Genomic DNA, 17199 nt, shown 5'->3' with positions numbered 1-17199 from the left:
AGGGATTGCCTTAAACTTTTATTTATTATTGATCGTTATTTAAGTCGCGAAGCAATTCATCGATTCGATTTCCGTAAGCGATGGAATTATCTATTTCAAAAGACATTTCTGGAACTTTACGAAGTCGAATACGACGACCGATTTCGGAGCGGATAAAGCCATGCGCTTTCGCAAGTGCGAGTAACGTATTTTCTTTTTCCTTATCGGTACCAAGAATGGAAATGAACACCGTAGCTTCTTGTAAGTCACCAGTAACATCTACTCCAGTTACGGTTACAAAACCTAAGCGCGGGTCTTTAATTTTACGATTTAAAATATCGCCCAATTCTTTTTTCATTTGCTCACTGACACGATTTGCTCGTACGTTCAAGTGTATTCACCTCTTTTATAACTTCTCCGTAACCGTCTCGGCACGCTCCCACTCTGGAAAAGAGTCAAGAAAAGCAAGTACTTCTCTAGCTTCTTTTTCAGCTTGGATGTGCGAGGAAGATACGACAGCAAAGCTTATTTCAGCTCGCTGCCATAAATCCTGATAATCCGTTTCAGCAATGGAGATATTGAATTTTTGTTTTGCTCTCGTTAAAATTCGTTTCAGTATAGCGCGTTTTTCTTTGAGGTTTTGCGGCTCCTGCATGAAAAATTCACTAATGACTGATTGAATCATTTTCTTTCTATTTCTTCCATAACGTACGCTTCAATTACATCGTCTTCTTTGATATCGTTGAAGTTTTGTACAGTGATACCACATTCGTAACCTTTTGCAACTTCTTTCGCATCATCTTTAAAGCGTTTAAGTGTAGCAATTTCGCCTTCAAAGACTACAATTCCGTCACGGATAATACGAACGCCGCTATCACGAGTAATTTTACCATCTGTTACGTAACAGCCGGCAATTGTACCCACTTTAGAAACATTGATTGTTTGACGAACTTGCGCTTGACCGATAATTTTTTCTTGGAATTCTGGATCAAGCATCCCTTTCATCGCTGCTTCAATTTCATCAATCGCTTTATAGATAACACGGTGTAAACGAATATCTACACTTTCGTTTTCTGCTGCTTCACGCGCTTGTGCTGTTGGACGAACATTAAATCCAATAACAATTGCATTTGAAGCTGCTGCTAAAGTAATATCTGATTCATTGATTGCACCAACGGCAGTATGAATGATTTTTACGTTAACGCCTTCTACATCAATTTTACGAAGAGATGCGGCAAGAGCCTCTACAGAACCTTGAACGTCTGCTTTAATAATAACGTTAACTTCTTTCATTTCGCCAGCTTTCATATGTTCAAATAAGTTGTCTAAACTTACGCGATTTGTTGCAGAACGTTGAGCTACTAGCGCACGACTTGCACGAGTTTCCCCGATGTTTCTTGCTGTTTTTTCATCTTCAAAAACAACAAAGCGATCGCCAGCTTGCGGTACATCATTAAGTCCAGTGATTTCAACTGGTGTACTAGGTCCCACTTTTTTCACACGACGGCCTAAATCATTGACCATTGCACGGACACGACCAAATGTGTTACCAACAACAATTGGGTCCCCGATATTAAGTGTTCCGTCTTGTACTAGTAAAGTCGCAACTGGGCCACGGCCTTTATCAAGTTCTGCTTCGATAACAGAACCGATTGCACGACGGTCTGGATTTGCTTTTAATTCTTCTACTTCAGAAACAAGTAAAATCATATCTAACAAGTTTTCAAGACCTTCACCGAATTTAGCTGAGATAGGTGCGAAAATGGTATCGCCGCCCCATGCTTCTGGAACTAATTCATACTCAGTTAATTCTTGCATTACGCGGTCTGGGTTGGCTTGTGGTTTATCAATTTTGTTGACAGCAACAATAATCGGCATTCCCGCAGCTTTCGCATGGTTGATTGCTTCAATTGTTTGTGGCATAACGCCATCGTCTGCTGCAACAACTAAAATCGTAATATCCGTGATTTGCGCACCACGAGCACGCATTGCTGTAAAGGCAGCATGTCCCGGTGTATCAAGGAAAGTGATTTTTTTGTCATGAATTTCTAATTGGTAAGCACCGATATGTTGCGTGATACCACCAGCTTCTCCTAAAGTAACTTTTGTATTACGAAGGGAATCTAGTAATGTTGTTTTACCATGGTCAACGTGTCCCATGATAGTAACAACTGGTGGGCGTTCAACAAGTTTAGACTCGTCAACCACTTCATTTAGTTCATTTTCAAAGTACACATCTAAGTCAGTTACATCGACTTTAATTTCTTCTTCTACTTGTACACCGTAGTCGTCACAAATTAGTTCGATTGCATCTTTATCTAATGATTGGTTAATTGTCGCAACAACGCCAAGCATAAATAATTTTTTGATAAGTTCAGATGGTTCTCTGTATAATTTTTTCGCTAATTCCGCTACTGTTAGAGATTCGCTGAAAACGATTTTTTCAGGAAGTTCTTTTGGTTTTGGCGGAGTTGGTGGTACTGTACTATGGTTTAATTTACCTTTTTTCTTCGTGTTACGACCTTTATTGTTAAAATTGCCGCCACGGTTCGGACGATTGTTACCGCCTGGACGGTTTGGGTTGCCGCCGCCTGGACGATTGCTGTTGTTATTGTTGTTACGTTTTTGTCCACCAGCTTGTTGTTGGTTACCGCTGGATTGCGTTTGGTTACCTGTGTTTGCTGGTTTGTTTGTTGCTGGTTTTGCACCTTGGCTTTTGTTTGCAGTTGCTGGTTTATTAGCTTGTCCTGCTGGTTTATTTGGTTTATTCGACTTTTCATTACTATTTGTCATATTCGGTTTGTTTGGCCCCTTACTATTTCCATTTTCGTTGCTAGTAGTTTCTTTCTTTGGTGCTTCGGCTTTTTTATTTGTGCCATCAACGGCATTATCTAATTGTCTTAATGCATTTTCATTAATAGTGGACATATGGTTGGCCACTTCAATACCTAAGCCTTTTAATGCTTCAATGACTTTTTTGCTTGATACTTGATGTTCTTTTGCGTATTCATATACACGAACTTTACTCATGTCGTACACCTCCGTATAAGATTCAACCGAGTAATTCTGCTAATTTAACAGCAAATCCTTTATCAAGTATTGCAACGATTGCACGTGTATCTTTGCCGATTGCACCCCCTATCATTTCCCGGGTGCCGGCTTTTTTCACGACAACATTATAGTATTCACACTTGTTGCGGATTGTTTTCTCGGTTTTTTCGGATATATCTTCTGAAATGAGAACCATTTTTGCTTTCCCATTTCTAACTGCTTTTAATACTAATTCTTCACCAGTAGTGATTTTACGTGCTCGGTTCGCGAGGCCTAATAAGGAAAGTGCTTTTTTATCCATTAGTTGGTTCCTCGAGAGACTTCACATAAGCGATTAGCTCATCGTAAAAGGACTCTTGTTCTGGCATTTTTAGTTGATGAAAAATAGCGTTTTTCTTTTTCGCTTTTTCACATGCTTCTACACGTTTAACGATGTAAAAACCGCGTCCAGGTGCTTTACCTGTAGGATCTATCGTAAGCGCTCCGTCTTTCGAATACGCAATACGAAGAAGTTCGCCTTTTGGCAAGCGTTCACCGGTAATAATACATTTTCGAAGGGGGATTTTTTTATTACGCATGATAATTCTCCTTTTTACTCTTCATCTTCTGTAAAAGTTTCGCTCTCTGCTTCTTCAACTTCAGGCGCTTCTACGTTATTACGTGGATAGATGCCTAGTTCAGTTGCAACTGTTTCACTTTTAATATCAATTTTCCAACCAGTTAATTTCGCTGCTAAACGGGCATTTTGACCACGTTTACCAATTGCTAATGATAACTGATAATCTGGTACGATTACAGTGGTTGCTTGGTCTGCTTCGTTAACAATAACATCTAACACTTTAGAAGGGCTAAGTGCATTAGCAACGAATGTGAAAGGATCATCTGACCATTCAACGATATCGATTTTTTCACCTTTAAGTTCATTGACGATAGTTTGTACACGTGCGCCTTTTGGTCCAACACATGCGCCAACTGGGTCAACTTCTTCATTTGCTGTGTAAACAGAGATTTTTGAACGGTCTCCTGCTTCACGTGCAACAGATTTAATTTCTACAACACCATCATAAATTTCCGGTACTTCCATTTCAAAAAGACGTTTAAGTAAGCCAGGGTGTGTACGGGATACAAATATTTGTGGCCCTTTTGTAGTCTTTTCTACTTTTGTTAAATATACTTTGATGCGATCATGTGCATGGTATGTTTCGTTTGGCATTTGTTCGTTTTGAGACAAAATAGCTTCGATTTTACCTAAGTTTACATAGATAAAACGAGAATCTTGACGTTCAACGATACCTGTCATAATGTCATCTTCACGGTCGATAAACTCATCGTAAATGATGCCACGCTCTGCTTCACGAACACGTTGCGTAACAACTTGTTTCGCTGTTTGAGCAGCAATACGTCCGAAATCTTTTGGAGTTACTTCAAGCTCAACAACATCACCAGGTTGATATACAGGGTTCAGTTTGTGTGCTTCTTCCATCGAAATTTCAAGGCGAGAGTCAAATACTTGTTCTACCGCTTCTTTTCTAGCTAAAACACGGATAGAACCGTTTTCCATATTTAAATCTACGCGTACGTTTTGTGCATCTTTGAAGTTTCTTTTATATGCAGATGTAAGAGCAGCTTCAATTGCTTCCACTAAAACCTCTCTTGAAATACCTTTATCATGTTCTAACACATGAAGAGCATCTAATAATTCTGTGCTCATTTTTTATTCAGCTCCTTATTCTTTGCTTTTTAAAATTGAATTGCGAGTCTTGCTTTTGCTACTTTGTCTTTAGGAATTTCACAAGTAATTTTGCGTGTTTTGTCCGTAATAGTAATGACAAGTGTCGTGCCATCATAACTAACGAGCGTGCCTTCCCACATTTTACGACCATCAATTGGCTCGTAAGAAGTAACGTGGACATATTTACTAACCGCATTTTCAAAATCTTGCTCTTTCTTCAGTGGACGTTCAGCCCCTGGTGATGAAACTTCTAAAAAGTAGTTTTGTGTAATAGGATCATTTTCATCCATTTTTTCACTAACTTTTTCGCTCACGGCTGCGCATTCATCAATATCTACGCCACCATCTTTATCAATAAAAATTCGTAAAAACCAATTTGGCCCTTCTTTTTCAAAGGCAATGTCTACGAGTTCCAATTGAAGTTCATCCGTGATTGGCGCAACAATCGCTTCTACTTGTTCTAGTACTTTACTCATTTCAGCCTCCTTAAGAGATACGCTTTTCCAGCTAATTCGTCCCCTACTTCTGCCACAGGTGACTCTTTGACAGATTTGCAAAACGAAAGCGTGGGCATTGGCCCACGCTTGGCTGAGTTATCGTAGTATTTCTTAAATAAGTTTATCACAAATTGTGACTACAAGCAAGTTTTGCCCATTTTTAGAACAGCGACAACTGATTTTGATCGGGCAATCCTTCTAAGCATCCTTGATCATCCATGTACTGAATAATCGTTTTTGATACTTTCCCGCGTTGTTGTAAGTCTTCTTTGGATAAGAATTCACCGTTTTCCCGCGCAGCAACAATTTGTTTTGCTACGTTTGTCCCAAGACTCGGAATCGCATTAAATGGCGGAATAAGTGAATCACCATCAATTAAGAATTCATCCGCAGACGATTTATACAAATCAACTTTTTGGAAATGGAAACCACGAGCAAGCATTTCGTTCGCGATTTCTAGAACAGTTAATAAGTTTTTCTCTTTTGTTGAAGCTTCTAAGCCTTTATCATTCACTTCTTTCATCGTTGCTTTTACAGCTTCTTTCCCGTTTACCATGGACGTCAAATCGAAGTCATCGGCACGAACGGTGAAATAAGTCGCGTAGAAAAATAGTGGGTGATGTACTTTGAAATAAGCAATCCGCACTGCCATTAAAACGTAGGCTGCAGCATGGGCTTTCGGGAACATGTACTTAATTTTTTTACAAGACTCAATGTACCAAAGCGGCACTTTATTCGCCATCATCGCTTCTTCCATTTCGTCTGTTAAGCCTTTCCCCTTACGCACAGATTCCATAATTTTAAAGGCTAATGAGCTTTCTAATCCTTGATAAATTAGGAATACCATAATATCATCACGACAACCAATTACGTCTGGTAGTTCGCATGTTTTATTTTTGATTAATTCTTCGGCATTACCAAGCCAAACGTCCGTCCCGTGGGAAAGACCAGAAATTTGCACTAGCTCAGAAAATGTTGTTGGTTTCGTTTGTTCTAACATTTGTCGTACAAAACGTGTCCCAAACTCTGGAATTCCAAGTGTTCCGGTTTTGGAGTCGATATCTGCTGGTTTTACACCAAGCGACTCTGTAGAACCGAATAGTTTCATTACATCTGGATCGTCGGTTGGGATTGTTTTTGGATCGATACCGCTTAAATCCTGTAACATCCGGATAGCGGTCGGATCATCGTGCCCAAGTATATCGAGTTTTAGCACGTTATCATGAATCGAGTGGAAATCAAAATGGGTCGTTTTCCATTCTGAGTCCGTCGCATCAGCCGGGAACTGCACTGGTGTGAAGTCGTAAACATCCATGTAATCTGGAATAACGATAATACCACCTGGATGTTGTCCGGTAGTTCGTTTAACGCCAGTACAACCAGCTACAAGTCGGTCAATTTCAGCACCGCGAATAGTCATATTCATATCACGTTCATAATTCCGAACATAACCAAAGGCTGTTTTCTCGGCTACTGTACCAATCGTACCAGCGCGGAAAACGTAATCTTCCCCAAAAATTTCTTTCGTATAGGCATGGGCTACTGGTTGATAATCACCCGAGAAGTTTAAATCGATATCGGGTACTTTATCCCCTTTAAATCCTAAGAAAGTTTCAAACGGAATATCTTGTCCTTCTTTTCGGTAAGCTGTTCCGCAGTGCGGGCAATCTTTATCAGGTAAGTCAAAACCTGAACCAATCGAACCATCATCAAAGAACTCAGAATCCTTACAATTCGGGCAAAGATAATGTGGCGGTAGTGGATTCACTTCAGTAATTTCCGTCATTGTCGCAACGAAAGAGGAACCAACCGATCCACGCGAGCCAACTAAATAACCGTCTACAAGTGATTTCTTAACGAGTTTATGCGAAATAAGGTAAATAACCGCAAACCCGTGTCCGATAATACTTTTCAGTTCTTTTTCTAGTCTAGCTTCCACGATTTCCGGTAGATTTTCACCGTATAATTGGTGCGCCATCGCATAACTCATATCTCGAACTTCGTCTTCTGCGCCTTCGATTTTCGGTGTGTATAGCTCGTCTTTAATTGGTTTTAAATCTTCTATCCAATCAACAACAACATTAGGATTTGTCACAACAATTTCTTTCGCTTTTTCTTCACCAAGGAAAGCAAATTCTTTTAACATTTCATCAGTTGTGCGGAAATGGACATCTGGTAATTCAGCTCGGTTCAGCGGATTTGCGCCACCTTGCGAATGAATTAAGATTTTGCGATAAATTTTATCGACTGGATCTTTATAATGGACATTTCCGGTTGCCACGACTGGTTTTCCAGTTTTTTCGCCAACACGGACAATATTTTTTAATATTTCTTCTAAAGCTTTTTCATCACGAACGAGTTCCCGCTCAATAAGTGGCGCATATACTGGTTTTGGTTGCACTTCAATGAAATCATAGAATTCCACTACTTTTTCAGCAGCTTGCATCCCTTTTTGCATCATTGCTTCAAATAATTCGCCTTGGCTACATGCCGTTCCGATAATTAAGCCTTCACGTAATTTCTTTAGTTGTGAGCGCGGAATTCGCGGCACACGATAAAAATAATTGATGTTAGACATCGTAATTAATTTAAATAGATTTTTTAAACCGACAGCTGTCTGAGCATAAATTGTTGCATGGAATGGTCGCGCACGTTTGTATGCGTCGCCTTCTCCCATATAATCATTTAAAGAATCGTGGAAATCGATGTCGTGCATTTCTTTCGCATCTTTAATTAATTTCCAAGCTAAATACGCCGTTGCTTCGGCATCAAAAACAGCCCGGTGATGTTGCTCAAGAATAATATTGAATTTTTTCGTTAATGTATTTAAGCGGTGATTTTTAAAATGCGGATATAAAAAGCGCGCCAATTCTAACGTATCGACAACTGCATTTTCTGCTTTTTCCAGTCCCACTTTTTCATAAGCGGTATTAATAAAGCCCATATCAAAAGAGGCATTGTGGGCTACAAGGATATCGTCGCCGCTCCATTCCTTGAATCGTTTTAAAACAACGTCAATAGGATCGGAGCCTTTAACCATATCATCTGTAATACCCGTTAGATTGATGGTAGTTGCAGAAAGTGGATGACCTGGATCGATAAATGCTTCAAATTTATCAATAATTTCCCCATTTTTCATTTTTACGCCCGCAAGCTCGATAATCGTATCATAAACGGCCGATAAACCAGTGGTCTCAACGTCAAATACACAGTAAGTTGCATCTTGTAAGGCGATATGTTGGTCGTTATACGCAATCGGAACACCATCATCTATTAGATTGGCTTCAATACCAAAAATAACTTTTAAACCATATTTTTGACCCGCTCCGTATGCTTCCGGGAATGATTGCGCGACAGAGTGATCGGTAATCGCAATCGCTTTGTGACCCCAATCTGCTGCTTGTTTGAAAAGCGCATCCACAGAAGAAGTAGCATCCATTTGACTCATTGGCGAATGGAGATGTAGTTCGGCCCGTTTTTCTTCGGCAGTATCAAGGCGCTTCACTCCGGCAATTTCATTGACATCTTGCGCCATCATAATTAAGTCGCGCACAAAAGTATCATTTTGAACGCTTCCTCGTACTTTAACCCACATGCCTTTTTTCAAATTCTGGAACATCGCAGCATCTTCATTGTCACGAGAGAACATTTTTATAATCATCGAACTTGTATAGTCGGTAATTTTAAATTGTAACAAGCTACGACCACTGCGCAGTTCTCTAATTTCCGTTGCGAAAATTAAACCTTGGACAGTGATACGACGCTCTTCATCATAAATATCGCCAAGACGTTTGACTTCTTCGTCATCTTTAATTTTGTAACCAATTTGGAATGGACCAGTAAGTGGAGCTGCCCCGCCTCCACTTTGTCCTTCAGCTTGGCGTTTTTGCATAACTTGAACAGCTTCTGCCGCTTTTTTCTGATCTTCTTCTTGTTTGGCCTGAGCAAAAGCTTTATATTCTTCTGTTTCTGATTGGTCGAGCATATGCATTTTCATTGCTAAACGTGGAAAACCAGCTTTTCCATAGCTTTCAATAATTTTCGCTTGAAAACGTTGTTGGATAGTTGCTTCTTCCATATCATTATGAACAGCTAATTCAATAAAATGTGGCGCTTTAAACGTAGGTTTTTGTTCCATTAAAAGTTTTCCAATCATCGGTGACTGCTTGCCAATTGGCTCTACGATTAAGTTCCAATAATCTTGAATGAGTGTTTCATTGATTGTTTGGTTTTCTGGAACTATTTGCATTTCGGTTTCCGCAATTTGACTAAATGCGCGCTTCATCCCTACATCCATCATATGGAAAAGTGCTGCTGGAAAAATTTGCGGAACATGTAAATGAAACTGCCATGTTTTATTTTTCTTGTCGGCAACGAGCTTTTCGATTTTAGCTTCTTTTGTAAATTCCTCGTATGTCGTTACATCTTGTAAACCGATTTGTGTCATTAACAGCTGAAATCGTTCTTGTTTTTCTTCCTCTTTTGCAGTCATTCCGAATAACACCCCTTCATTCAAATTTATAAAAGCCAGATGTCCCTCATGACCCGTTTTCATAGGAACGAGTGGAGTTTCATCTGGCACGAATTGCTCAATAAATTATTTATTTCCAAAGAGAATAGGTAGCGTGTTTAGTAATTCATCTTGACGAACTTCAATCATTTCGCCAGTTTTTCTGATTTTCACTTCAACGACACCTTCTGCTGCTTTTTTCCCTACTGTAATACGGATTGGTAAGCCGATTAAATCAGCATCTGCAAATTTAACACCCGCACGTTCAGCACGATCATCAATCAATACACTAAACCCAGCTTCTTGTAATGATGTGTAAAGCGTTTCTGCAAAAGCAACTTGCTCTTCGCTCTTCATGTTAACAGGAATTAAATGTAAATCGAACGGACTGATTTGTTTATCCCATACAAAGCCATTTTCATCATTTGATTGTTCAGCAATGGCAGATAAAATACGAGATACTCCGATTCCATAACAACCCATGATAATTGGCTGCGCACGACCATTTTCATCTAAAACTGTCGCATTCATCGCTTGGCTATATTTAGTACCAAGTTTGAAAATATGACCAACTTCGATACCTTCTGCAAATTTGATTACGCCTTGACCATCAGGAGATAAATCGCCTACTTGAATCATCCGTAAATCAAAATAGCTAGTTACGGTGAAATCACGATCTGGATTTACATTGATATAATGGAAACCATCTTCGTTTGCACCAGCTACCGCATTAACAATATCTTTTACAGCATTATCCGCAAATACACGTGTTTTTTCAGGAACACCGATTGGGCCTAGCGAACCAAAATTAGCTCCTAGTAATTCAACAGCAACAGCTGGATCTACTAACTCTACGTTGGTCGCATCTAATGCATTTTTGATTTTAATATCATTTACTTCATGGTCGCCGCGAACAAGCACCATAATGACTTCTTCATCTACTTGATAAAGCATCGACTTCATTGTTTTTTCAATTGGAACTTCTAAAAATTCAACAATATCTCCAATCGATTTTTGATCCGGAGTGGCAACTTTTTCCAACTCTTTCTCCAGCTCATGCGATTTTTTCTCCATGTATAAAACTGGAGCCATTTCTGTGTTTGCTGCGTAGTCTGAAGCGTCACTATAAGCAATTGTATCTTCACCAATATCAGATAACGCCATAAATTCTTTTGATTCATTCCCACCGATAGAACCAGAATCCGCAATAACCGAACGGAATTCAAGTCCACAACGAGTAAAGATATTCGAATACGCTTGGTGCATTAATTCATACACTTCATCCAAACTTTCACTTGTTGCGTGGAAAGAATAAGCATCTTTCATAATAAATTCGCGGCCACGTAATAAACCGAAGCGCGGACGTTTTTCATCACGGAATTTCGTTTGAATTTGGTATAAAGTAAGCGGCAAGCGTTTATATGATTTAATTTCATCTCGTAAAAGTGCCGTAATAACTTCCTCGTGAGTAGGTCCAAGTGCAAAGTCACGAGAAGCGCGATCTTTTAGACGCATTAATTCTGGGCCGTAATCATTCCAACGACCAGACTCTTGCCAAAGTTCCGCAGGTTGAAGCGCAGGCATTAACAATTCCGCAGCGCCAATTGCTTCTAATTCTTCACGGATAATTGTTTCGATTTTGCGTAACATCAATGTTGCAAGTGGTAAATAACTATAAATCCCACTAGCCGTTTGTCTTATAAAACCAGCGCGAAGAAGTAATTGGTGACTCTTTACTTCTGCATCAGCTGGAACTTCTTTTAATGTTGGTATAAATGTCATCGTTTGACGCATTTAAAACACCCCTTTTTCCCTTTATTAGTCTTTCTCTTTTTAGAAAAATGCTCGTTGAATATCGTTCCATGTCACAAGAATCATCAGAACCATTAAAAGTGCAAATCCAGCAAAATGGATAATTCCTTCTTTTTTAGGATCGATTGGTTTACCGCGAACGAGTTCATATAAGAAGAACATCAAACGTCCGCCATCAAGTGCTGGTAACGGTAGCAAGTTAACAATTCCTAAGTTAATACTTAAAACAGCAGTCCAGTTCAGTACAGTCATAAAGCCATATTGAACGACTTGTTGTGTACTTGTGTAAATCCCCACTGGGCCATTTAGCATATCAAGTGAAAATCCGCCTGTAAACATGTTACCGAGAATCGTAAATATTTGAACGATCCAATTCCATGTTTGCGTAAATCCATTCGTTATTTTAGCAGTAAATGAAGTATCCATCGGCGTCTCTACACCGATTTTCCCAACTTTTTTGCCATTTTCTTCTTGTGTCGCTGGTTTTACATCAATATCTTGTGTTTTACCATCGCGATCAACTTTGAAATCGAGTGTTTTTCCCGGATTTTCTGAAACACTTTGCACAATATCTGTCCAAGATTTCATGTCTTTTCCGTTGATAGAAAGAACCTCGTCCCCTTTTTTCAGACCAGCTTCTGCAGCAGCCCCGTCCGGCAGAACATTACCAAGCGTATTGTCCGAGCTCGGAACGCCTCCTTGAACAAAAGCTAATGCCGTAAAAATTAAAATAGCTAGAATAAAGTTAAACAGCGGTCCAGCAAAAATAGTCATTGCCCGATTCCCTAACGATTTTGCATTAAAAGAACGGTCAAATGGCGTAATCATTGTTTCAATCTTGCCATCAATAACAAGCGCGTCACGTTCTACTTGATAACGGACTTTTTTCGTATCGTCGTAGTCTTCGTAACCTTCAATGAAAAGCTCTTTCTCTAAATCACAGAGCGATACTTCGATAGGTTGCGCGTTGACGTATTGATCCTTACCATTAACAATAATCTTGCTAACCGTTTCTTCCGGGGTTAATTCAAGCCCCACACGGTAACCAGGTTTTAGCTCAATTTCTTCGCCATCTTCCCCAGCCATCCGAACATAACCACCAATCGGCAGTAGGCGAATCGTATATTGTGTTTCTTTTTTACGATAAGCAAAAATTTTCGGTCCAAATCCAATTGAAAAATCTTTGACCATAATGCCAGCACGTTTTGCAAAAAGAAAATGTCCTAGTTCATGGAAAAATACAATCAGTCCGAATACGAAAATAAAAGCAATAATAGTTGTCAAAATAGCTTCACCTCTATAAAAGTGTCTTTACATACGCGCGTGTTTCTTGATCAACTTGTAGAATGGTGTCCAAGTCAGGTTCAGAAATGCTAGTATGACGGTTCATTGCATTTTCAACAAGTGCTTCAATATTATAAAAAGCCACCTGTCCATTTAAAAAGCCAGCAACAGCAATTTCATTTGCCGCATTTAAAACTGTCGGCATTGTTCCACCTATTTTACCAGCATTATACGCGAGTTTCAATGCCGGAAATCTTTCATAATCCACTTTTTCAAAATGAAGTGCGGAAAAATCAGTAATCCGGAATTCTTTTTCATACGGTATATAGAGTCTGTCGGGATAGGTTAAAGCATATTGAATTGGCATCCGCATGTCTGGCGTGCCAAGTTGGGCAATGAAGCTGCCATCGACGAACTGCACCATTGAATGAATGATACTTTCGCGCTGAATAACCACTTCAATATCATCGTAACTTACACCAAATAACCAGTGCGCTTCCATTACTTCTAAACCTTTATTAAACATCGTTGCAGAATCAATCGTTAATTTATTTCCCATGTTCCAGTTCGGATGTTTTAATGCTTCTTTCACCGTAACTTCGCTCAGTTGCTCCCGCGTTTTATCACGGAAACTTCCACCGCTCGCTGTCAGAACTAATTTCTCTATTCTTTCTGGATTTTCTCCGTTTAATGCTTGTAAAATAGCAGAATGTTCACTATCAACAGGTAATAGCGAAACGTTTTTTTCTTTCGCCGCACGCATGACTAAATGACCAGCAGTGACAAGTGTTTCCTTATTCGCAATCGCAATCGCTTTGCCCGTTTCAATGGCATCTAGTGTCGGTAGTAACCCAACGCTACCCATCACCGCATTTAAAAGCACATCACCATCTAAATAAGTCGCTACTTCCCTAAGCCCTTGTAAACCATTAAAAAATTTCACATTTGGAAATTCTGCTTCTAGAGTAACACGATCTCTCGTGTGCCAAACAGCGACCACTTTCGGCTTAAATTCTTGAATAATCGCCCTACCACGTTCCATATTCCGCCCAAAACTAAGCGCAACAAGTTGAAACTTTTCCGGGTTTTCTCGAATAATCGCAAGCGTTTGTGTTCCAATCGAACCAGTTGCACCTAGTAAAATAATTTTCTTCATTATCCCATCTCCAATTAAATAATTTGAAGTATATGTAGCAGAGGTAAAACGAACAACAAGCTATCAAATCTGTCTAAAATACCGCCGTGTCCAGGTAAGATTTTCCCAGAATCTTTTACACCATAGAAGCGTTTTAGAGCTGATTCGACCAAGTCCCCAAGCTGCCCAAAAATAGATAGAAATACTAAAAGTGCTAAAACGAGCGCAATATTTCCTGGTAGTTCCGCAAAATAATAAAAACCACCTGCAAATACAAGCGCACATACAATCCCGCCAATAAAGCCTTCAACTGTCTTATTCGGGCTAACATTCGGTGCTAATTTGTGTTTCCCAATTGCTCTCCCAATAAAATAAGCCCCCGTATCGGTTGACCAAACAATGAATAGCGCAAAAAGTACATACATTAATCCGGCTTCACGAGTAAGCGCCAAGTAATGGAAACCAAACCCTGTATAAAAAGCCACAACCATACAAATCCCCACTTGATCAAAATGGAATTTGTTTCGCGAAAACACTGTATTAGCAAGCAATAGAGCCATTAAAATGAAAATAACTTCCATCTCATTAATATGCAGTGTATCTAAAAAGTTCAAATATCTATCTGGCACGACAACTAACCACATCAATAGTAAAGTAATTATTCCATTCATCGAAAAAATTCGTTGCTTTGTCATTACAAGTACTTCGTATAAAGCAATCGTCGCTAGTAGAATACTTAATAGTTCAAATGGAATTCCCCCGTAGACAACGAATGGAATAAAAAATATAAGCGCAACAACTGCAGTAATAATTCTCGTTTTCAATCTTTTTTCCTCCCTAGAGCCCTCCAAAACGACGTGACCGGTTTTGATATTCAATAATCGCCTGTAAAAAATCTTCTTTTGAAAAATCAGGCCAATGTGTTTCTGTAAAATAAAACTCGCTATAAGCAAGTTGCCAAAGCATAAAATTACTTAATCGTAGCTCGCCGCTAGTCCGAATTAATAAATCGGGATCGCCTAAACCGCTACTCATCAAATGATTACTTAACAATTCTTCCGTTAAATCCTCTGATGACTTCCCGTCACGAACTAACTCTTTCATTGCTTCTTTTGCAGCAGTGATGATTTCTGAACGTCCACCGTAGTTAAGCGCAAAATTAAGCGTAAGCCCAGTACAATGCGCTGTATCAGCAATGGCTTTCTCAACGGCACGCATGGTATGATCCGGTAAATTTTCCCGGTACCCCATCACATTAACACGAACATTTTCTTCAATCAACTCTGGCACAAATGAGTCAAAAAATTCTACAGGTAGCTTCATTAAAAAATCCACTTCATCTGTAGGACGTTTCCAGTTTTCAGTTGAAAATGCATAGAGCGTAAGTACATCAATACCAATTGCATTCGCATAACGTGTCACTCGCTTCACGACATCCATACCTTCTTTATGTCCGGCAATTCTCGGTAAGAAACGTTTTTTTGCCCATCTCCCATTTCCATCCATGATAATAGCAACATGGCGTGGAATTGGTAAATCTTCTGCAAGTTCACTATTTAATATATTTTCATCTTGTCGAAATAGCTTTTTAAACATCATAAATCCTCCAATTGATACACTTCTTAGAGCATGTCTATACCTATAATAACAAAAAAGAATCAATTAATGTACTAAAAATTCCATGTGAACAGATGAGATTTTCATGAGAGAGATGGAATTGCCCATTAAAAAACATTCCTAACCCAACGCGTATGGAAAGAATTAGGAATGTCACTTCAACTTAAAAGGTATTTAACCCTATTTGTTACTATTAGTAAAAGTATCAATTAAACTTCTAAGATTTCCGCTTCTTTGTCTTTCGTGATTTTGTCGATGTTCTTGATGCTTTCGTCTGTTAATTTTTGAACGTCTTCACCATATGAACGCAAATCGTCTTCTGTTATATCGCCACTTTTTTCTAATTTTTTCAGTTCTTCATTAGCTTCACGACGAATGTTACGAACAGCAACTTTCGCTTCTTCTGCTTCTTTTTTCACTTCTTTTACTAACTCTTTACGACGTTCTTCTGTTAATTGTGGAATCGATAAACGTAATACAGAACCATCGTTATTTGGAGTCAAACCTAAGTCTGATTTCAAAATAGCTTTTTCGATTTCACCTAAAACCGTTTTATCGTAAGGTGTAATAAGTAGCATTCTAGCTTCTGGTACGCTGATAGAAGCCATTTGGTTAACTGGTGTAGCTGCTCCGTAATAGTCTACAGATAAACGGTCAAGAAGTGACGCATTCGCACGACCAGCGCGGATAGTACCTAGTTGTCTTGTTAGCGCTTGTTCTGCTTTTTCCATTTTTTCTTTGGATTTAGATAATACTTCTTTACTCATTATTTTTTCCCCCTAACAGTAGTTCCGATTTTTTCACCTAAAATAACGCGTTTAATATTATTGCCTTGTTCTGTAAACGAGAAGACGATTAATGGAATGTCATTGTCCATGCTTAGGGACGATGCAGTTGTATCCATTACTTCTAAACCTTCTTTAATTACATCAAGGTAAGATAGCTCTTCGTATTTTTTCGCATTTTCATCTAGTTTTGGATCGGCATTGTAGACACCATCTACATTGTTTTTCGCCATTAAGATTACATCTGCTTCGATTTCAGCCGCTCTAAGTGCTGCCGCTGTATCTGTGGAGAAGTATGGGTTACCTGTTCCGCCTGCAAAAATAACGACACGACCTTTTTCAAGATGACGAATCGCTTTACGACGAATGTACGGTTCCGCAATTTGACGCATATCGATGGATGTTTGCACACGTGTTGCAACTCCGATATTTTCAAGTGAATCTTGTAAAGATAAGGAATTCATGATTGTTGCAAGCATTCCCATTTGGTCAGCCGCTGCACGGTCCATGCCCATTTCACTACCAAGTTTACCGCGCCAGATATTTCCGCCGCCAACAACGATAGCTACCTCTACTCCTAATTCTACTACTTCTTTGATTTGAGCAGAAATCAAATTGACCACGCTCGGGTTAATTCCAAAGCCATCATTTCCGGCAAGTGCTTCACCGCTTAATTTTAATACAACTCGTTTATAATCTGGGGTATCCATAATAGCCTCCAATTTCATATTCTATTCATAGATAGAAAAGTTTTCCATCCACCATTATCTATTCTACTAAAAAGCTGGCTATTACAA

Annotated in this window: 15 protein-coding genes; all 15 read right to left on the bottom strand. The window is 39.2% G+C overall.

What is annotated here, in order from left to right:
* Positions 1-25: 25 nt before the first annotated feature.
* A complete protein-coding gene (rbfA, locus tag HCX62_RS05235; protein WP_185637435.1) occupies positions 26-370 on the bottom strand; it encodes a 30S ribosome-binding factor RbfA in 345 nt (114 codons plus the stop codon).
* Positions 371-385: 15 nt separating this feature from the next.
* Positions 386-664 (bottom strand): DUF503 domain-containing protein, encoded by a 279-nt coding sequence (locus tag HCX62_RS05230; protein ID WP_008947707.1) that lies wholly within the window; start codon positions 662-664, stop codon positions 386-388.
* Positions 661-3009, bottom strand: coding sequence for a translation initiation factor IF-2 (gene infB / locus HCX62_RS05225; protein WP_185637433.1), 2349 nt, complete (start codon positions 3007-3009; stop codon positions 661-663). Before infB ends, HCX62_RS05230 begins: the two co-directional genes overlap by 4 nt.
* Positions 3010-3031: 22 nt before the next feature.
* Positions 3032-3331, bottom strand: coding sequence for a YlxQ family RNA-binding protein (locus HCX62_RS05220; protein WP_003722455.1), 300 nt, complete (start codon positions 3329-3331; stop codon positions 3032-3034).
* The gene (gene rnpM / locus HCX62_RS05215) at positions 3324-3608 is read right to left on the bottom strand and encodes an RNase P modulator RnpM (RefSeq protein ID WP_185637431.1); all 285 of its coding nucleotides are present in this window, start codon (positions 3606-3608) and stop codon (positions 3324-3326) included. Before rnpM ends, HCX62_RS05220 begins: the two co-directional genes overlap by 8 nt.
* Before the next feature lie 14 nt (positions 3609-3622).
* On the bottom strand, positions 3623-4741 hold the full coding sequence (nusA, locus tag HCX62_RS05210) for a transcription termination factor NusA (RefSeq protein ID WP_185637429.1): 1119 nt from the start codon (positions 4739-4741) through the stop codon (positions 3623-3625).
* A 29-nt stretch (positions 4742-4770) separates the two neighbouring features.
* Positions 4771-5238, bottom strand: coding sequence for a ribosome maturation factor RimP (gene rimP / locus HCX62_RS05205; protein WP_003732818.1), 468 nt, complete (start codon positions 5236-5238; stop codon positions 4771-4773).
* A 181-nt stretch (positions 5239-5419) separates the two neighbouring features.
* Complete coding sequence (locus HCX62_RS05200) at positions 5420-9751, bottom strand: PolC-type DNA polymerase III (protein WP_185637427.1); 4332 nt, start codon at positions 9749-9751, stop codon at positions 5420-5422.
* 105 nt (positions 9752-9856) lie between these two features.
* Complete coding sequence (locus tag HCX62_RS05195) at positions 9857-11563, bottom strand: proline--tRNA ligase (protein WP_185637425.1); 1707 nt, start codon at positions 11561-11563, stop codon at positions 9857-9859.
* A 39-nt stretch (positions 11564-11602) separates the two neighbouring features.
* On the bottom strand, positions 11603-12865 hold the full coding sequence (rseP, locus tag HCX62_RS05190; RefSeq protein ID WP_185502162.1) for an RIP metalloprotease RseP: 1263 nt from the start codon (positions 12863-12865) through the stop codon (positions 11603-11605).
* A gap of 13 nt (positions 12866-12878) precedes the next feature.
* Positions 12879-14021: a 1-deoxy-D-xylulose-5-phosphate reductoisomerase gene (locus HCX62_RS05185; protein WP_185637423.1), complete on the bottom strand. Its 1143-nt coding sequence runs from the start codon at positions 14019-14021 to the stop codon at positions 12879-12881.
* Between the two features lie 14 nt (positions 14022-14035).
* Positions 14036-14824 (bottom strand): phosphatidate cytidylyltransferase, encoded by a 789-nt coding sequence (locus HCX62_RS05180; RefSeq protein ID WP_185637421.1) that lies wholly within the window; start codon positions 14822-14824, stop codon positions 14036-14038.
* A 13-nt stretch (positions 14825-14837) separates the two neighbouring features.
* A complete protein-coding gene (gene uppS / locus HCX62_RS05175; protein ID WP_185637420.1) occupies positions 14838-15596 on the bottom strand; it encodes an undecaprenyl pyrophosphate synthase in 759 nt (252 codons plus the stop codon).
* Between the two features lie 230 nt (positions 15597-15826).
* Entirely contained in the window at positions 15827-16384 is a 558-nt protein-coding gene (gene frr, locus HCX62_RS05170; RefSeq protein ID WP_185637418.1) for a ribosome recycling factor, read from the bottom strand.
* Positions 16384-17112 (bottom strand): UMP kinase, encoded by a 729-nt coding sequence (gene pyrH, locus HCX62_RS05165; RefSeq protein ID WP_003723449.1) that lies wholly within the window; start codon positions 17110-17112, stop codon positions 16384-16386. The genes frr and pyrH overlap by 1 nt, the downstream gene beginning before the upstream one ends.
* Positions 17113-17199 lie beyond the last annotated feature (87 nt).

It is taken from the genome of Listeria swaminathanii, from assembly GCF_014229645.1.
GTDB lineage: Bacteria > Bacillota > Bacilli > Lactobacillales > Listeriaceae > Listeria > Listeria swaminathanii.
Note: the sequence above shows the minus strand (reverse complement) of the source record. Positions and strands in the feature narration are given on the sequence as shown.

Bases quoted from the DNA above. Each gene is read 5' to 3' on its own strand.
- HCX62_RS05200 (WP_185637427.1), bottom strand. From the start codon at position 9,751: ATGACTGCAAAAGAGGAAGAAAAACAAGAACGATTTCAGCTGTTAATG.
- HCX62_RS05220 (WP_003722455.1), bottom strand. From the start codon at position 3,331: ATGGATAAAAAAGCACTTTCCTTATTAGGCCTCGCGAACCGAGCACGT.
- HCX62_RS05185 (WP_185637423.1), bottom strand. From the start codon at position 14,021: ATGAAGAAAATTATTTTACTAGGTGCAACTGGTTCGATTGGAACACAA.
- uppS (WP_185637420.1), bottom strand. From the start codon at position 15,596: ATGTTTAAAAAGCTATTTCGACAAGATGAAAATATATTAAATAGTGAA.
- rimP (WP_003732818.1), bottom strand. From the start codon at position 5,238: ATGAGTAAAGTACTAGAACAAGTAGAAGCGATTGTTGCGCCAATCACG.
- nusA (WP_185637429.1), bottom strand. From the start codon at position 4,741: ATGAGCACAGAATTATTAGATGCTCTTCATGTGTTAGAACATGATAAA.
- infB (WP_185637433.1), bottom strand. From the start codon at position 3,009: ATGAGTAAAGTTCGTGTATATGAATACGCAAAAGAACATCAAGTATCA.
- HCX62_RS05230 (WP_008947707.1), bottom strand. From the start codon at position 664: ATGATTCAATCAGTCATTAGTGAATTTTTCATGCAGGAGCCGCAAAAC.
- HCX62_RS05195 (WP_185637425.1), bottom strand. From the start codon at position 11,563: ATGCGTCAAACGATGACATTTATACCAACATTAAAAGAAGTTCCAGCT.
- pyrH (WP_003723449.1), bottom strand. From the start codon at position 17,112: ATGGATACCCCAGATTATAAACGAGTTGTATTAAAATTAAGCGGTGAA.
- rnpM (WP_185637431.1), bottom strand. From the start codon at position 3,608: ATGCGTAATAAAAAAATCCCCCTTCGAAAATGTATTATTACCGGTGAA.
- frr (WP_185637418.1), bottom strand. From the start codon at position 16,384: ATGAGTAAAGAAGTATTATCTAAATCCAAAGAAAAAATGGAAAAAGCA.